This is a genomic window from Pontibacter sp. E15-1 (genome assembly GCF_022601975.1).
Taxonomy (GTDB): domain Bacteria; phylum Bacteroidota; class Bacteroidia; order Cytophagales; family Hymenobacteraceae; genus Pontibacter.
Window position 1 is genome coordinate 68,664 of the sequence record NZ_JAKVIR010000021.1, and the last position, 15,393, is coordinate 84,056.

General features: G+C 57.7%; 10 protein-coding genes. 6 read left to right on the forward strand and 4 right to left on the reverse strand.

Going from position 1 to position 15,393, the window contains the following annotated elements; translation table 11 throughout:
- Positions 1-101: 101 nt before the first annotated feature.
- Complete coding sequence (gene pgi / locus MKJ04_RS15410) at positions 102-1,748, reverse strand: glucose-6-phosphate isomerase (RefSeq protein WP_241642544.1); 1,647 nt, start codon at positions 1,746-1,748, stop codon at positions 102-104.
- A gap of 370 nt (positions 1,749-2,118) precedes the next feature.
- On the opposite strand from pgi, the gene MKJ04_RS15415 reads away from it, so the two are divergent.
- From MKJ04_RS15415 to MKJ04_RS15440, 6 genes are all read left to right on the forward strand, one after another.
- Positions 2,119-4,863: a cation-translocating P-type ATPase gene (locus tag MKJ04_RS15415; RefSeq protein ID WP_241642545.1), complete on the forward strand. Its 2,745-nt coding sequence runs from the start codon at positions 2,119-2,121 to the stop codon at positions 4,861-4,863.
- A gap of 424 nt (positions 4,864-5,287) precedes the next feature.
- Positions 5,288-6,058: an HAD family hydrolase gene (locus MKJ04_RS15420; protein ID WP_241642546.1), complete on the forward strand. Its 771-nt coding sequence runs from the start codon at positions 5,288-5,290 to the stop codon at positions 6,056-6,058.
- 204 nt (positions 6,059-6,262) lie between these two features.
- Complete coding sequence (locus MKJ04_RS15425; RefSeq protein WP_241642547.1) at positions 6,263-7,024, forward strand: HAD family hydrolase; 762 nt, start codon at positions 6,263-6,265, stop codon at positions 7,022-7,024.
- Positions 7,025-7,027: 3 nt separating this feature from the next.
- The gene (gene otsB, locus MKJ04_RS15430) at positions 7,028-7,855 is read left to right on the forward strand and encodes a trehalose-phosphatase (RefSeq protein WP_241642548.1); all 828 of its coding nucleotides are present in this window, start codon (positions 7,028-7,030) and stop codon (positions 7,853-7,855) included.
- A 1-nt stretch (position 7,856) separates the two neighbouring features.
- The gene (locus MKJ04_RS15435) at positions 7,857-10,274 is read left to right on the forward strand and encodes a glycoside hydrolase family 65 protein (RefSeq protein WP_241642549.1); all 2,418 of its coding nucleotides are present in this window, start codon (positions 7,857-7,859) and stop codon (positions 10,272-10,274) included.
- Positions 10,275-10,341: 67 nt separating this feature from the next.
- Complete coding sequence (locus MKJ04_RS15440) at positions 10,342-11,286, forward strand: 1-phosphofructokinase family hexose kinase (RefSeq protein WP_241642550.1); 945 nt, start codon at positions 10,342-10,344, stop codon at positions 11,284-11,286.
- A 126-nt stretch (positions 11,287-11,412) separates the two neighbouring features.
- On the opposite strand, the gene fbaA is transcribed toward MKJ04_RS15440, so the two are convergent.
- The 3 genes from fbaA to MKJ04_RS15455 all read right to left on the reverse strand — a co-directional run bounded on the left by fbaA (position 11,413) and on the right by MKJ04_RS15455 (position 15,299).
- Positions 11,413-12,492: a class II fructose-bisphosphate aldolase gene (gene fbaA / locus MKJ04_RS15445; RefSeq protein WP_241642551.1), complete on the reverse strand. Its 1,080-nt coding sequence runs from the start codon at positions 12,490-12,492 to the stop codon at positions 11,413-11,415.
- Between the two features lie 270 nt (positions 12,493-12,762).
- Positions 12,763-14,325: an ABC transporter permease/substrate-binding protein gene (locus tag MKJ04_RS15450; RefSeq protein ID WP_317246723.1), complete on the reverse strand. Its 1,563-nt coding sequence runs from the start codon at positions 14,323-14,325 to the stop codon at positions 12,763-12,765.
- Entirely contained in the window at positions 14,325-15,299 is a 975-nt protein-coding gene (locus tag MKJ04_RS15455; RefSeq protein WP_317246724.1) for an ABC transporter ATP-binding protein, read from the reverse strand. The genes MKJ04_RS15450 and MKJ04_RS15455 overlap by 1 nt, the downstream gene beginning before the upstream one ends.
- Between the last annotated feature and the right edge of the window lie 94 nt (positions 15,300-15,393).

The window sequence follows — 15,393 nt, forward strand, 5'->3', positions numbered from 1 at the left end:
GGGATGTCGGAACAAAAAACAGGTATAGGTTGAAATCATAAAAGCGAGGCACACCGCTTTGATGGGCATGCCTCGCTTTTAACGTATCCTCTACGGCCTTGTTAGCGGTTATTTTTGTAGTAGTTGATCAGGCCGGTGGTGGAGCTGTCGTGGTCGCCCTGTTTGTCGCCCAGCAGCTCGCCTTCGATGGATCCGGCCAGTTGCTTGCCCAGCTCCACGCCCCACTGGTCGAAACTGTACACGTTCCAGATCACGCCCTGCACAAACGTCTTGTGCTCATACATGGCGATCAGCTTGCCCAGGGTATACGGCGTCAGGAGCTTGAACATGATGGAGGTGGTAGGCTTGTTGCCCTCAAAAATCTTGTGAGGCACCAGTTGCTCCAGTTCATCGCTGCTTAGGTTTTTAGAGCTGAGCTCCTCGCGCACCTCTTCCTCGGTTTTTCCTTTCATCAGGGCCTCGGTCTGGGCAAAGAAGTTGGAAAGGAGCAGGGCGTGGTGATCGCCAACCGGGTTGTGGCTGATGGCCGGGGCGATGAAGTCGCTCGGGATCAGCACCGTGCCTTGGTGTATAAGCTGGAAGAAGGAGTGCTGGCTATTGGTGCCGGCGGCCCCCCAGATGACAGGCTGCGTCTGGTAGGAGACAGGCTTGCCATCGCGTCCGGCGCTTTTGCCGTTGCTTTCCATCATCAGTTGCTGCAGGTAGTCGGGCAGCAGGCGCAGATACTGGTCGTAGGGCAGCACGGCGTGGGTCTGGCACCCGAAAAAGTTTGTGTACCAGACGCTCAGCAAGGCCAGCTGCACGGGTATGTTCTGGCGGAGCGGTGTCTCACGGAAATGGGTATCCATGGCTTCGGCGCCTTTCAGCAATTCCTCAAACTTGTCGTAGCCCAGGGCGCAGGCAATGGAAAGGCCGATGGCAGACCAGAGCGAGAAGCGGCCGCCTACCCAGTCCCAGAAGCGGAAGGCGTTTTCCGGGGCTATGCCAAATTCCACCACGGCCTCCACGTTAGTGGAAAGCGCAATGAAGTGCTTCTTGATATGCGCCTTGTCCTGCGCTTTCTTCAGGAACCAGTCGCGGGCCGTTTTGGCGTTGGTGATGGTCTCCTTGGTGGTGAAGGTTTTGGAGGCGATGATAAACAGCGTGGTCTCCGGGTCCAGGTGGCGCAGCACTTCCGCCGCGTCGGTGCCGTCCACGTTCGAGATGAAGCTGATCTGGAAACCTTCCTGCTGGTAGCTTTTGAGGGCCTCGCATACCATCTGCGGGCCCAGGTCGGAGCCCCCGATGCCGATATTCACGATATGGTTTATTTTCTTGCCGCTATACCCCGTCCAGGCGCCGCTGTGCAGTTGCTGGCAAAACGCCTTCATCTGCCGCTGCACATCGCGTACTTCGTCCAGTATGTTTTCGCCGTTCAGCTCCAGTTTCTCATCCGAGAAATTGCGCAGGGCTGTGTGCAGCACCGCCCTGCCCTCGGTGGCGTTAATGGCCTCCCCCCGGAACATGCTTTCAATGGCGGCTGGCAACTCCAGTTCCTGGGCAAGCTCCGTGAGCAACTGCATGGTCTCCTCCGTCACGCGGTTTTTAGAGAGGTCAATCAGCATGTCATCGAGTTGCAGCGAGAACTTCTCAAAACGCGAAGGATCCTGCGCAAAAAGGTCGCGCAGGTGCTTGGGCGCTACCTCCTGGTAATGCGCGGTTAGTTTTTGCCAGGCGGCGGCTTGTGTCGGGGATTGGTTTTTTAGCATCGTTTTATATGTCAGTTATTTGTTCTCCCTCTTAATTAACGCTAGCCAGAGTGAAGAACAGAAGAAGAAATGCGGAATAGCGCTGCTCCCGCAACGGCATGTATGATTCCTCAAAAATAGAAATTTATGGGGTTTGATGGTACGCATTCAAAAAAGTTGCCCCATGATTTTTCTATAAAACGGTATGAATCATTGTATATCAGTGTTTTACGTGTTTAATTTAATCTTCCTTATAGGTATAGGTTGGAGAGTTTTGTTTCGCAGAACAGCTGTTACCCCCTGACAATCACTGCGATTGACTGCTGATCGCCAACCCGAACCGCGGGTAAACCCGTTTCCACTAGAATACATTTATACATAGCTGAAGCCTATGGCTATTGACCAGACATACCCTTACCACAGTGTGCGGGCAGAAGAGGCCCTGGAAAAGATGCAGACGCAGGCCGAAGGCCTGACTGGGGAAGAGGCCCAAAAGCGCCTCCGGGAGATAGGCCCAAATGAGCTGACGGGGAAAGAAGGCATTAACCCCATTCTTCTTTTTCTCAGGCAGTTCAAGGATTTTCTGATCCTTATCTTGTTTGCGGCGGCGGGCGTTGCCTGGTATGCCCAACACATGGTGGATGTATACGTGATCCTGGGTGTGATTATGTTTAACGCCGTGCTCGGCTTTATGCAGGAGTATCGGGCGGAGAAAGCCATCGAAGCCCTGAAGGGGATGATCAAGCAGCAGGCCACCGTGCTGCGCGACGGGCATGCGGCAAAAAAGGAGGCCAGCGCGTTGGTGCCCGGCGATGTGATTCTGCTGGAGGAGGGCGATAGCATCCCGGCGGATGCCCGGATCCTATATGCCAAAAACCTGCAGGCCGTCGAGGGCTCCCTGACCGGAGAATCCCTCCCCGTGAATAAATCCATTGACCCGCTTCCTGAAAAAACGAACCTCGGCGACCGCCTGAACATGCTGCTGAAAGGAACCCACGTGGCCCGCGGTGCGGCGCGCGCGGTGGTGACGGCCACGGGCCCCCATACGGAGCTCGGCAAAATATCCACCTCGCTGGGCGATATAAAGATCACGACCACCAACTTCCGCAAGAAGACGCAGCGTCTCGGCAAAACGATGGCCTACATCTCCGTGGCCACCTCGCTGGTTGTTTTCTCCATTGGCTATTTTGTGCGGGACTATCCTTTTGATGAGGTGCTGCTCGTGACGGTGGCCACGCTGGTATCGTCTATCCCGGAGGGCTTGCCCGCGGTTATCTCCATCGTTCTGGCCATTGGCGCAAAGCGCATGGCCCGCCAGCACGCCATCGTCCGGGAGTTCAGCGCCACCGAAATGCTGGGGGCTGTCTCGGTGATTATGACAGACAAAACCGGCACCCTCACCAACAGCATCCTGACGGTGAAGAAAATCTTTCTCGGCGACGGGACCGAGTGTGCGGTGTCGGGTACGGGATATGCCATTGAGGGCGGGCTCTCCAGAGAAGACTCTGCGGTGGATGCGGCGGAGATCCCGGCCCTGCGGCAGTTTCTGCTGATAGCCAGCGCCTGCAACAACGCCCGCCTGGGTGCCCCCGATGATGCGGACACCGCACCCGGAAAGGCATCCGGGCAGCCGGGCGTTTTCGGGGACCCCACCGAGGTGGCCCTGCTGGTGCTGGCAAAGAAAGTGCAGGCCACCCATGCCGGTCTGCTGCCCGATGTAGCGGTGGTGGACGATCTGCCCTTCAGCTCCGAGCACAAATTCCGGGGCTCGCTGGTGAAGGTGAACGGACACCTGGAGATCATGGCGGTGGGGGCACCCGAGAAAATCCTGGCCTTGAGCACGCATGTCCTGACGCAAGATGGCCCAGTGCCGCTAAGCGACGACTGCCGCAGGCAACTGGAGGCGAAGATGGACAAGTGGGCAGGAGAGGCGATGCGCGTGCTGGCGCTGGCCTACCGCCCCGCTCCCGACAACGCCACAGAAGTGCTGCCAGAGGAAGTGCGGGACCTGGTATGGGTGGGCATCACGGGCATCGTTGACCCGCCGCGGGAAGGGGTGCCGGAGGCTGTGGCCGCCTGCAGGTCTGCGGGCATTCGGGTCATGATGGTGACCGGCGACCATAAGAAGACCGGCGCGGCCATCGCCCGCGAGGTGGGGATTCTAGACGGGCAACCAGCAGACGCTGCCTACCCGGAGGCGCTGCAGGAAGACGAGCTGGAGGTGGATGCGGAGGAGTTCAGCCGATTGGTCGATCACGTTTCTGTTTTCACGCGCGTGAGCCCCCGCACCAAGCTGCGGATCGCGGAGAACCTCCAGGAGAAAGGGTTCCTGATTGCCATGACCGGCGACGGGGTGAATGACGCCCCGGCCCTCAAGCGCGCCGACGTGGGCATCGCCATGGGCATCCGGGGCACCGACGTGGCCAAGGACGCGGCGCATATTGTGCTCTCCGACGACAATTTCGCCACCATCGTGCGCGCGATCCGGGAAGGACGGACTGTGTTTCAGAACGTGCGGCAGACCAGCTACTTCCTCCTGACCACGAACTTTGCCGCGGTGGCCGTCTTCATCGTGGCGATTGCCATCGGCTGGCCCTTTCCGCTCACCGCCACCCAGATCCTGTGGGTAAACCTCGTTACGGACGGTGTGATGGAACTGGGCCTTGCCACAGAGCGCGGGCATGCGGACATCATGCGGCAAAAGCCACTGCCCAAAGACGCCAATATTCTGGACAGAGAAGTGGTGCCCTACATCCTGCTCATGAGCACCATCATGCTGGGGCTGTCTCTAGGGGCTTTTGCCTATTATCTGCCGCAGGGGGTGGAGGTAGCGCGCACAGCTGTTTTCCTGGTGGTGGCCATGACACAGGTGTTCAATACCTTTAACATGCGCACTCTGAAACAGTCAGTTTTCTCCATCGGGATTTTCAGCAACAAATACATCAATATTGCCTTTGTGGTGTCTTTGTCGCTGCAGTTGGCCGTTATTTATACCCCACTGCTGAGCGGGCTGTTCCGGTTCCATGAATTGCCGCTGCAGGATTTGCTGCTGCTGCTGGCACTCTCCAGTCTGGTAATCTGGGTGGCAGAGGTATATAAGTATATCAGGTTTGGGAAGAAGGCTGAAAGTGAGTAAAAATCACCGCTGGGCCGCAGCCTTAAAGCTGGTAATGTATCTCCAAAAGGGGTATGATTCGCTAGATGCGTCGGTAAATCAGCGTTACGGGCCCCTCGCCCCGAAATTAAGCCCGGGAAGATGCCGATTTAAATAGGCAATTATTTATATTTGGTCAAATCGCCCGGGCCTGTGGCGCGGCCATACCCGGCTGACTGGCAGGTAAACTTCATTTCTCCGCGATGGGGAGCCATGAACGGGAAACCATATCGCTGGAAACAGGTATGTAGTGGCATCGGCTGGAATAATTGACAGGGTGTGCGTATATAGAGGAAGACACCGCTCCATACCCCCGGAGAGAAAGCGATCTGTCTCATCCTGCCTCCCCCTGAAGTTGAGCGCAGGGTATACTTTTGTTTGTAACAACATCTAACTTACTATTATAATGAGTGATCTGAATAAACTTATAAAGGAACGAAACATCAAGGCGCTCATCCTGGACATGGATGGCGTGATCACGAATACAGCGATGCTGCACGCGGAGGCATGGAAGAAACTTTGCGACTCCTTCCTGAAGCAGCGCAGTGAGCAGGACGGAAATACCTATAAGCCGTTTGATTTTGTGGAAGACTACCGTGCCTTTGTGGATGGCGTGCCCCGCCTGGAAGCCATGCGCAATTTCATGGACTCCCGCGGCATTGACCTGCCGCAGGGCCAGCCGGAAGATGACGCCAACGAGAACACCATCGTGGGCCTGGGTGAGCGCAAGGACCTTTACTTCCATGAGTTGCTGAAGCAAAACAGCGTAGTGGTGTTCGACAGTGCCGTGCAGTGGGTGAAAGAGCAGCAGCAGGCCGGTATGAAGACAGCCATTGTCTCCGCGAGCCGCAATTGCCTGACAATCCTGCGCCGCGCCAGCCTCGACAAGCTGTTTGAAGTGCGCGTGGATAAAGTGGTGTCAGCGGAGCGAAACCTGCAGAACAAGCCTGCCCCGGACTTATACCTGGAGGCGGCGCGCCAGTTGGGCTTTTCCCCGCAGGAGACGGCCGTGTTTGAGGATGCCCCAGCCGGCATCGAGGGCGCAAAGGCAGGTGGATTTGGCCTGGTAGTCGGTGTTGACCACGGATCCCGCGGGGAGGTGCTGGAGAAAAAAGGGGCTGACCTTGTCATCCAGGGCTTTACACAGCAACTGCAAAAGCAAAACATAGAAGCTTAGGGCCGGGACACCTGCTGCATTGCTGCCCACGGTGTAACGCAGCGTATACCTGAATTTAACAGACATAGCCCCTTCCGGTAAGGGGCTATGTCTGTTTTGGGGCAGATGGGTGCCCGCTTTGCTTAAAATACCGGCTCAAAACAACTTTAACCAAACGGAACAGGTACTAAGTAGCTATAAGCTTCTATCGCTATATTTTAGCCTATGCAGCACACGCCTTCCCCCGATTTAGCGCAGTTACTCTGCGAACGCCACATCAGCGCCCTGCTCCTGGATATGGATGGCGTGATTACGCAGACTGCCAAACTCCACGCCACGGCCTGGAAACGCATGTTCGACGCCTTTCTGCTGCAGCGCGGCCACCAGGACGGCAAAGCGTATGAACCCCTGGACATTGCCACCGACTACAAACAGTATATCGACGGCATGCCGCGCTACGACGGGGTGCGTAATTTTCTTTCCTCCCGGGGCATTTCCATACCGGACGAGGCACCTGCAGACGCCCCGGACACCGCATCGGTGGTTTCGCTAGGCAACGAGAAGAACAACTACTTTCAGGAACTGGTGCAGCAGGGTGGGGTGGAGGTATACCCCGATACCATCGCGTTTGTGAAACAGAAGCTGGCCGATGGCTACCGCGTCGCCGTGATCTCCGCCAGCCGCAACTGCCAAACCATACTGGCTGCCGCAGGCGTGGAGGATTTATTTGAGGTGCGCGTAGACGGGCAGCTGGCCGCCGAGCTGGGCCTCAAAGGAAAGCCCGCCCCCGACGTGTTCGAGGAGGCCGCCCGCCGGCTGGGTATACCGGTTACGCACTGCGCCGTTTTTGAGGATGCCATATCGGGTGTTGAGGCGGGCAAAGCCGGCAACTTCGGCCTGGTGGTCGGTATCGACCGGACAAATCAAGCGAAAGAATTAACAGAGCACGGTGCCGACCTGGTACTGGCTATATTCCCTACACCATAAACTATGACGAAAGAACAACAAAACACGGACGTGACACGACGCGACCCAAGTGAGCTGCCGCACGCACTCGAGAACCTCCCCAAGCTGCTGAACGGCAAAAAGCCGGCGATTTTCCTGGACTACGACGGTTGCCTGAGCCCAATCGTAAAAGACCCGGAAAAGGCGGTGCTGACTGATCAGATGCGCGACACACTGCGTCGGTTGGCCGACGTGTGCAGCGTGGCCGTGGTAAGTGGCCGCGACCGCGCGAACGTAGAAAAGCTCGTGCAACTGGACAACCTCTACTATGCCGGTTCCCATGGGTTCGACATTTCCGGCCCCAACAACATGCACACCGAGCCCGGCGGCGCGAAGGCGGCCATACCTGCCCTGGACGAGGCCAACAAAACCCTTGACGCCCAACTGAAAGACGTGCAGGGCGTGCTGGTAGAACGGAAGCGCTATGCCATCGCCGTGCACTACCGCAATGTGCCCGACGAGCAGGTGGGCCGCGTGCTGCAGGTCACGGAAGAAGTCATTGCGCAGCACCCGGAGCTGAAGAAAGGCCCCGGAAAAAAAGTGATGGAGCTGAAACCGAACCTGGACTGGCACAAAGGCAAGGCCGTGCTGTGGCTGATGGAGGAGCTGGACCTGAACAAACCGGATATCCTGCCCATATATATCGGCGATGACCTTACGGATGAAGACGCTTTCGCCACGCTGCAGGGGCAGGGGATCGGCATCATGGTGGGGGAGCACGACGAGAAAACAGCGGCCACCTACAGACTGGACGATGTGGAAGACGTGAAGGCGCTACTGGAAGAACTGACCCAAACCATCAAAAACAGATAGCATGCTGGACTGGTCCGTTGTTTATGAAAACTGGAACCCTGCCGAACAGCCGTTACGGGAGGCGCTCTGCACGCTGGGCAATGGCTATATAGCCACCCGTGGGGCTTTTGAGGAAGCCGCTGCCGACGAGGAGTTCCATTATCCGGGCACGTATCTGGCCGGAGGGTATAACCGCCTGCTCTCGGAGGTGGCGGGCAGGGAGATTTCGAACGAGGACCTGGTTAACTGGCCCAATTGGTTGCCCATTTCCTTCCGGCACAAAGACGCATCGTCCTGGTTTCAGCTGCGCGAGGTGGAGGTGATTTCCTTCCGGCAGGAGCTGGACCTGGCAAAGGGGCTTTTGGAGAGACGGGTACGCTTCCGGGACACCAGCAGCCGTGAAAGCGACCTCGTGAGCCGACGGTTCGTGAGCATGGCAAACCCCCACGTGGCGGCGCTGGAATGGGAACTGACCCCGCTGAACTGGTCCGGGCCCGTTGAGCTGCGGGCGGCGCTGGATGGGCGCGTGGCCAACCGTGGGGTTGCCCGATACCGTGCACTGGCCAGCCAGCACCTTTCCCCGCTTAAGCAAGGCCAGCAAGACGATCATACTATATTTCTGGAAGTACAGACGAACCAGTCGAACCTGCGCATGGCGCAGGCGGCCCGCACGCACGTGTTTGCCGGGCCAGGCAGCACCCCGCTGGAGGGCGCACTGCAGACTGAGCCAGGGTATGCCGCGCAGTTGTTTACCGTAGACTGCCAGCAGGGCAAACCAGTCCGGGTAGAGAAAGTGGTGCAGCTCCATACCTCCCGCGACAAGGCGATCACGGAACCGCTGGAGGAGGCCTGCAAAAACATCGGCCGCCAGGGCAACTTCGCCCACCTGCTGGGGCAGCACCAACTTGCCTGGCAACGGCTCTGGATCCGCTGTGACCTGGAGATAGCCTGTAACAACCAGGCGCAGAAAATCCTTCGGGTCCACATTTTCCATTTGCTGCAAACCGTTTCTTCCAACACTGTCGGGCTGGATGTGGGGGTGCCCGCCCGCGGGCTGCATGGCGAGGCCTACCGGGGCCATATCTTCTGGGACGAGCTCTTTATCTTCCCCTTCCTGAACCTGCGCCTGCCCGAGCTTACCCGGGAACTGCTGCTTTACCGCTTTCGGCGCATGCCCGAAGCCATCTTCGCCGCGTCGCAGGCTGGTTACCGGGGGGCGATGTTTCCGTGGCAAAGCGGCAGCAATGGGCGTGAGGAAACCCAGGTTACGCACCTCAACCCCCAGTCGGGGCGCTGGCTCCCCGATAACACGCATCTGCAGCGCCACATCAGCGCGGCCATCGCTTACAATGTATGGCAGTACTACCAGGCCACCGAAGACATGGAGTTCCTCACCTTTGTGGGGGCCGAGATGATCTTCAGCATTGCACTTTTCTGGTCGTCCATCGCGGTGCTGAACCAGGACACCGGGCGGTATGAGATCCATAAAGTAGTGGGGCCGGACGAGTACCATACCGATTACCCGGGCTCGGGCGAGGAGGGACTGCGAAACAACGCCTATACCAACGTGATGGCGGTATGGGTGATCCAGCGCGCGCTGCAGCTCTTCCAGATGCTGGACGACTCGCGCCTGCAGGAGCTCTTCCAGAAGCGTAATATCTCGGAGGCAGACATTCAGCGCTGGGGCGACATCAGCAAGCGCATGTACATCCCTTTCATCGGCCAGAGCAACATCATCGCGCAGTTCGATGGGTATGACCAGCTGCAGGAGTTTCCGTGGCGGGAGTATACCGAGAAGTATGGCGAGTCGATGCGGCTTGACAGGATTCTGGAAAGCGAGGGCGACAACGTGAACAAGTACAAAGCCAGCAAGCAGGCCGACGTGATCATGCTTTTCTATCTCTTCTCCGCCCAGGAGCTCCTGCACATCTTTGAGCTCCTGCAGTATAAGTTCAGCGCCGAAGCCATTGCCGAGAACATCGCCTATTACGAGCAGCGCACTTCGCATGGCTCCACGCTTAGCAAGGTGGTGCATGCCTGGGTGCTGGCCCGCTCAGACCGCAAGCGCGCCTGGAGAAACTTCGAGACGGCCCTGGTCAGCGACATGGAGGACGTGCAGGGAGGCACCACCGCCGAGGGGATTCACCTGGGCGCCATGGCGGGCACCGTGGATCTGGTGCAGCGCGGATTTATGGGCCTGGAGATACGCGATGATGTCCTGTGGCTGGACCCGGCCTTACCCGATGAGATCGGCTCGCTGCATTTTCAGTTGCGCTACCGCAGCCATTGGATCTCCCTGCACTGCACACACGAGACACTCCGCGTCACCATCGACATCGGGTGGTTCAAAGAGGTGAAGATCGGGGTGCTCGGGCAAGTGTATACCTTCCTGACAGGGGAGCAGCGCGAGTTTGCCCTGCCTAAAAACCCTGCTTCCTGAGTAGCCTCCCATTACCGTGGAAAGCCCTTTTCCCGTATGATAAACGCAAATTTAACCGCACCTGCATATGTATGACATCATCACGATTACCCTGAACCCGGCTTTGGACAAAAGCACGTTTGTGAACCAGGTGCGTCCCGAAAAAAAGATGCGCTGCAAAAACCCGTATTACGAGCCGGGCGGGGGCGGCGTGAACGTGTCCAGGGCCATAAAAAAGCTGGGCGGCACGTCCTGCGCCTGGTTCTTATCAGGTGGCCCCTCCGGTGAGATTTTGTGCGATCTGCTGCGCAAGGAAGGCGTTGACTTCAAGGCTATCCAGATTAAGGACTGGACGCGGGAAAACCTGATGGTGATGGAGGAAAACACCGGAAACCAGTTTCGGTTCGGTATGCCCGGCCCGAAAGTGGCGGAGGAGGAGTGGCGGCAATGCATCACGTGGCTGGAGGAGATGGCAGACGATGCGCTGCCCAAATACGTGGTGGCCAGCGGCAGCCTGCCGCCGGGTGTTCCCAACGACTTCTACCTGCAGGTGGCCGAGATTGCCAACCGGCGCGGCTTCCGGCTGGTGGTGGACACGTCGGGCAAGGCCCTTGTGAAAGCGGCTGGCGAAGGGGTATACCTCCTGAAGCCCAATATGGTGGAACTGCCTTCGCTGGTAGGCAAAGAAGAGGTGTCGGCGCTGGAGCAGGAGCTGCTAGCCATGCAGGTGCTCAACGAGGGGAAGTGCCAGGTGCTGGTCGTGTCGTTAGGGCCGCGCGGAGCCATGCTGGCCACCAAAGAGGGAAACATCAGCTACATCGTGTCGCCGGCCGTGAAGCAGAAAAGCGCGGTAGGTGCCGGCGACAGTATGGTGGCCGGTATGGTGCTGAGTCTGATCAAAGGGTGCAGCCTCGAGGAAGTAGTGCGCTACGGCGTGGCCGCCGGAACCGCCGCCACCATGACCCCCGGCTCTCAGCTGTGCAAAAAAGAGGATACCGAAGAAATATACCAGTGGCTGCTGGAGCATAAGTAACCGGCAGTCAGATTACGAAGGGCTATACCTAAGCTGCGCCTCCGTAATGACAGCATTTTATACCCCCTAAAACAGAAAAGGTGGAACCTATGGGCTCCACCTTTTCTGTTTTATATAGGCTTAAGACTAAGCGTTTCGGTTGATGGCGTTCAGGTCTGTGAACGCTTCTTTCAAGCGTGTGATGAACGTTTTCTCGCCTTCGCGCAGCCATACACGCGGGTCATAGTACTTCTTGTTCGGCACGTCATCGCCTTCCGGGTTACCGATCTGCTTCTGCAGGTAGTCTTTCTTAGACTCCACATAATCGCGGATGCCCTCCAGGAAAGCCCACTGCATGTCTGTGTCGATGTTCATCTTTACGGCGCCATACTCGATGGCCTCCGTGATCTTCTCTTTCTCAGAGCCAGAGCCGCCATGGAACACGAAGTTCACAGGGTTTTTTCCGGTTCCGAATTTCTCCTGGATAAACTCCTGTGAGTTTTTCAGGATCTCAGGGCGCAGTTCCACGTTACCCGGCTTGTACACGCCGTGCACGTTACCGAAGGCAGCGGCGATGGTAAAGCGGTCGCTTATCTCGTTCAGTTTCTCATATGCCAACGCCACTTCTTCCGGCTGTGTGTACAGGCGGGAGCTGTCAACGTCAGTGTTGTCCACGCCGTCTTCTTCGCCACCGGTCACGCCCAGCTCGATCTCCACGGTCATGCCGATTTTGTTCATACGCTCCAGGTACTTTGCGCACGTCTCGATGTTTTCCTCGATATGCTCCTCAGAGAGGTCCAGCATGTGGGAGCTGAACAAGGGCTTGCCGTGCTCAGCGAAGTATTTCTCACCCGCGTCCAGCAGCCCGTCAATCCAGGGGAGGAGTTTTTTGGCCGCGTGGTCTGTGTGCAGCACAACAGTCACGCCGTAGGCCTCAGCCATAATGTGCACGTGGTGCGCACCAGAGATAGCCCCGGCGATGGCAGACTTCTGCAACTCGTTTGCAAGGCCCTTGCCAGCGTAAAACTGTGCCCCACTGTGTGAGAACTGAATGATAACAGGAGAATTAGCCTCTTTTGCCGTTTCCAGAACCGCGTTGATGGAGTTCGTGCCAATTACGTTCACTGCCGGTAGGGCAAAGTTGTTCTCGTTGGCGTATTTAAATAGCTCAGTTACTTCCTCTCCGTACAATACGCCGGCCCGGAATCTTGTTTTTGTTTCACTCACAGTTTATAAAGATTAAGGTTATACAAATTTCTGATGATCTTATACTTGCCAATGCTGTCGATATGCGATCATCCACCAGTAAATTTACTGTATAGTTTAGAATTAAGGAAATCGCCGCACAATTAATATTGCATCGGGGCAAATGTTAGCATTTTGGCAATCGTCCTGATAAGGGATATAAACAGGCCCGAAAGGCAAGTTCCGGCGGCCGATATTCTTGGAGATTATACCTCCGCTTTAACCCAGATAGAGCGTTCAGGGCTTCTTAGGTTAGTGCGTCATGTAGTTTTTAAGGTCCGAGATCGTTCGGATGTGGCGTGCTTCGGCTTGCTCTTCCCGCATCATGAGGGCATAGGTGTTGTTAAACCCCAGCGGCGGCATCCACTGAATGCCATACTCTTTCAAAAACCTGTCGGCCACATACCGGAACACGCGGTCTTTGTCCTGCGACAGCGCTGCGGCCTCGGTGGGTGCTGTGTTCAGAATCACTTGCAGACCCGTGCCAGTGTATTCCGGGTACGCGTCAATCTCGTTGGCGGCCAGCGCATCGAAGCAAATCTTGGTGCCGCCCAGCCCGGTTTGCGCCGACACCTGCAGGTCGGTATACCCCCGGATCAGCTGCGTGAGCATTTCGGTGAGGATGTATTGCTCTGTGAAAATCTTCGAGCCCAGCCGGATCGTTTCGCCGGTGCCGTTCCGCGCTTCCCGCCAAAGGCCCTGCTGCTCCAAAAACTCCCGGGCAACCTGCGCCGGTGCTTGCTTTGAAAAGTCCACCTGGTAATTCAGGGCGGTCATGGTCGAGTCGGTGATGGTGCCGCTGAGCAGTTGGAGCACCTCTCGCAATTCGGGGTGCTTCCGCAGCACGGGCTCCCGCACCAGGAACGAGGCGTAATAGGGCGGGAAAGCACGCTGGTCATCCTCCAGCACACGGAGGTTGAAGGTCTTGATCTTCCCGTCTGTGGAGTAGCCATCGATCACATCCACATCGCCCTCATGCACGGCTTTATACACCAGCGCGGGCCCCATAATCACGGTGTTCAGGTCAAGGCCATATGTGTGCCGCAAACCGGGGTATCCATCTGCCCGGCCCGCGAACTCCGGGCTAAGGCCAGCCAAAAGCCCGCCGCTGTTTGGCAGCAGGTAAAAGGAGGAGAGTATGGGCAAAGCCAGCACCAGCCCAAGCGAGGCAGGCCGCAGCAGGGGCTGGCGCAGGTGTTGGAGCCGCGCCAGCAGAAAATCAATCAGCACCGCTAGCAGGGCAGCCGGGAGCGCGCCGGCCAGAATCATGGACGTGTTGTTGAGGGCAATGCCGCCAAAGATAAACTCGCCCAGCCCCCCGGCCGCGATATAGGCTGCCAGCGTGGCCACCCCCACATTCAGGACTGCGGCCGTGCGGATACCGGCAAACAGCACCGGCAGCGCCAGCGGCAGCTCCACGCGCGTCAGCAGTTGCCAGTCGGTCATGCCCATACCTCGCGCCGCCTCTTTTACAGTCGCATCCACCTGCGAGACGCCGGTAAACGCGTTGCGGATAATGGGCAGCAGCGAGTACAGGAACAGCGCAAAGATGGCGGGTTTCGGCCCGATGCCCAGCACCGGAATCAGAAAGCCCAGCAGCGCGATGCTCGGGATGGTCTGCAGGATGCCCGCCACGGCAAGCACCGAACCGGCCGCTTTTTTATACCTGGTGATGAAGAGGCCAAGCGGCAGGCCGATCAGGATGGCCAGCGCCAGCGAGACAAAGGTGAGGCCGATATGCTCCAGCGTCTGCTCCAGCAGTTTGGCCCACTGCAGCTGCACAAAATCCCAGAAATCCAGTAACATAGCCATCATCAGCGCAAGGTAGGGATGAAGTGAGCCACAGCGCCCATTAGCTCGGCCAGCGTAGCCCACTGTGCCGGGGCACGATCGGTGGCTTCCAACTGCAGGCTTTGCTGCGGGAGGTTCGCCGAGGCCAGCTGTTGCGTGGCTTCCAGCACGCTTTCGGAATCGGGCAGGGTGAGCGCAGCGGCAGGGTATGGCGAAGCCTCAGGTGAGAGAAACGGGCGCAGTTGGTGCAGCCGTAGCACCTGCAGCTGCAACTGAAAGAGCTGGTCTTGCAGGAAGCGCGAGACAAACGCGTTGGCGGGCCTGAACACAAGCTCCTGCGGAGTGCCCAGTTGCTGAATCTTCCCGGCGTCCATCAGGCAGATGCGGTCGCCGAGTTCAAAAGCCTCCTGTATGTCGTGGGTGACCAGCACCGTGGTTTTCTGCAGCCGCCGCTCCAGGTGCTTAAACTCTTTCCGGATGTGCGCCCGCGTGATCGGGTCCAATGCCCCGAAAGGCTCGTCCATCAGCATGACAGGCGGGTCCGTGACGAGGGCGCGGGCCAGACCGATGCGCTGCTGCTGGCCGCCGCTCAGCTCATGCGGGTACTTGGCCAGGAACTGTGCCGGAGCCATACCCAGCAATTCCAGCACCTCGTGGGTGCGCGTGGCGGTTTCCGGTTTGCCCCATTTTAGCAGGCGCGGCACCACCGCGATATTCTCTTGCACGGTATAATGTGGGAAGAGCCCGGCCCCCTGAATCACATACCCGATCTGGCGGCGCAGCTCCTCGGGCTTTTGCTGCTGTATGGCCACGCCCGCTACCGTGATGCTTCCGGCAGTCAGCTCCTCCAGCCGGTTTATGAGCTTCAGCGTGGTGGTTTTGCCGCATCCGCTCGTGCCCAGCAGCACCAGGGTTTCCCCCTCGCTCACCTCCAGCGACACGTCATTGACGGCCACGGCGGCAGCATACTTTTTACTCACGTTTTGTAGCCGAATCATAAGAGGAAGGGTTTTGGCGCTTGAACAACATGGGCATTATCAGGGAAATTCCCAAAATCCAAAGGTATAAATTAAGCAACCTTTCGGGAGCATA